2 protein-coding genes are annotated in these 2,400 nt (G+C 59.2%); both read right to left on the minus strand.

Going from position 1 to position 2,400, the window contains the following annotated elements; all coding sequences use genetic code 11:
• Positions 1 to 56: 56 nt before the first annotated feature.
• Positions 57 to 800, minus strand: a complete 744-nt coding sequence (gene istB, locus FQ182_RS29435; protein WP_149415347.1) for an IS21-like element helper ATPase IstB — start codon at positions 798 to 800, stop codon at positions 57 to 59.
• Complete coding sequence (gene istA, locus FQ182_RS29440) at positions 790 to 2,295, minus strand: IS21 family transposase (protein WP_149415346.1); 1,506 nt, start codon at positions 2,293 to 2,295, stop codon at positions 790 to 792. Before istA ends, istB begins: the two co-directional genes overlap by 11 nt.
• Positions 2,296 to 2,400: the final 105 nt, after the last annotated feature.

Genomic DNA, 2,400 nt, shown 5'->3' on the forward strand with positions numbered 1-2,400 from the left:
CTGTCAATCAGCGTCCAATAGTTTCCAGGTAACAGCGTCCAAAACTTTCCAGTTGGCTACGCGATTTTCATCTGTTTCTTGCGCTGTTTGAAGCGGAACGAATCATTGCCGGTTTCTAGAATTTCGCAGTGGTGGGTGATGCGGTCGAGCAGCGCGGTGGTCATCTTGGCATCGCCGAAAACGCTGACCCATTCGCCGAACGACAGGTTGGTGGTAATGATCAGCGAGGTCTTTTCGTAGAGCTGGCTGATCAGGTGAAACAGCAATGCGCCACCCGAGTCAGGGAACGGCAAATAGCCCAACTCATCCAAAATTACGGCATCGATATGCAGCAGTTGCTTGGCCAGGTTGCCGGCTTTGCCTTGCTGCTTTTCCCGCTCCAGTTGGTTGACCAGATCGACGGCGTTGTAGAAACGCAGGCGTTTGCCTTGGTGGATGGCGGCGACGCCCAAGGCGGTGGCCAGATGGGTTTTTCCGGTGCCCGTGCCGCCGACCAGGATCAGGTTGTGGGCGCTGTCCATGAACGCGGCGCTGGCCAGTTGCTGGATCTGTCCTTGATCGAGGGGCGTTTCGGCCCAGTCGATGGCGCTCAGGTCGCGATGGATTGGGAAGCGGGCGGCCTTGAGCTGATAGCGCAAGCTGCGCACTTGCCGATCGGCCTGTTCGGCCTCAATCAGGCGATCCAGCCAGACCTCTGGGGGGCACGATTGGCGTGGCGCTTCGGCCAGCAGCTCGCGCCACGCAGTGGCCATGCCGTGCAGCTGTAAGGTCTTCAGTTGGGCGGCGCGATCAATGGACATACTGGCCGCTCCTTAGCTGCTCATAGCGGCCGCAATCGGCCAGCGGCTCAATGCGCAGTTGCAGTTGTGCCGGCAACTCCAATTGCACTGGCCGGGCTGGAGCGGTCAGGCGCCGCAGTTCATTCATCACCAGCGAGCCATTGACCACGCCGCATTCTAAGGCTAACTCGCAAGCCACTTGCAGTGCATCCAGGCCGACCTCGCGAGCGACCAGCAATAACTCAACAAAGGCGCGATCGCCACGAGGTTGTTTGAGCAGACGTTCGCGAACCTGCTGAATCGCCGCCGGCAAATCCCATTCGACAAAGGGCGCACCATTGCGCAAGGCGCCGGGTTTCTTCTCCAGCACCGAAAGGTAATGCCAGGGATCGCAAATCAGTTGGTCGCGGCCAAAGCGGCGAGCGTGCTCCGCGATCTGCGCACCCTCGGCGACGACCCGTACCTCAGTGGCAGTGCTGCGAACGGATACCGCCTTGCCGGCCCATTCGGCAGGTACGCTGTAGCGGTTGCGATCAACCCGCACCAGGCAGGTGCTGGAGGCGCGCAGCATCTGCTCGAGATAGCCGTCAAAGGTCGCGCTGAACACGCGTAATAACGGTTGCTCCCGAGCAAAATGCTCGGCAATGCTCTGGGTGCGTTCGGTGGGATGCTCGCGCTGGCTCAGTTCGCGGCAACGTAATGCCAGCCAGTCATTAAGCGCCGCAAAGCTCGCGAAACGCGCCATCGGCGTGAACAACCACTCGCGCACATTGCCCACCTGATTTTCAATCTGACCCTTTTCCCAGCCTGATGCGGGTGTGCAGGCTACCGGCTCGAACAGGTAGTGATTAGCCATGGCCATAAAGCGACGGTTAAAGCGCCGCTCCTTGCCGACCAAAATCGCCTCAACCACCGCCTTGAGGTTGTCGTAGATAATCCGTTGTGGCACCCCACCAAAGAACGCAAAGGCCCGGTTATGGGCGTCGAACACCATCTCCTGGGTCTCGCGGGGATAGGCTGCGACAAACATCTGCCGGCTGTAGGCCAGACGAAAATGCGCCACCTTGATGGTCTGCGGCACGCCATCGATCTCGACGTGCTCGTGGCTCCAGTCGAACTGACAAGCATCGCCAGGCGCGAACACCAGCGGCACGAACGCCTGGGTTGTTGTTGGCCCGTTCTTGACGGATTTCCACTGTTTTACAAAGCGCTGCACGCTGTCGTAAGCGCCGCGATAACCCTCGACCTGCAATCCCTCGAACAGCCTCTGCGCCGTACGCCGCTGGGCGCGAGGTAAATGCTGCTCGGTATTGAGCCAGGCTTGCAGAGTGACTTGAAACTCACCGAGCTTTGGCGAGGGCTGTTGCTGACGTGCATACACCGGTTCAGCCGTCGTGTGCAGATGCTTGCGCACCGTTGGCCGGGAGAGTTCAAGACTGCGTGCAATCGCACTAATGCTCTCGCCGCTAACCAGATGCCGGCGCCGAATTTCGGCAATTATATCCATCGATAACACCCCAGATTCTCCGGCCGAAAGACCGGATGGTTGCACACCCCGGGGTGGAAACTATTGGACGCTGTTTACCCCGGAAATCTGGAAAGTTTTGCACGCTGATTAACA

This window comes from Pseudomonas sp. ANT_H4 (genome assembly GCF_008369295.1).
Lineage (GTDB): Bacteria > Pseudomonadota > Gammaproteobacteria > Pseudomonadales > Pseudomonadaceae > Aquipseudomonas.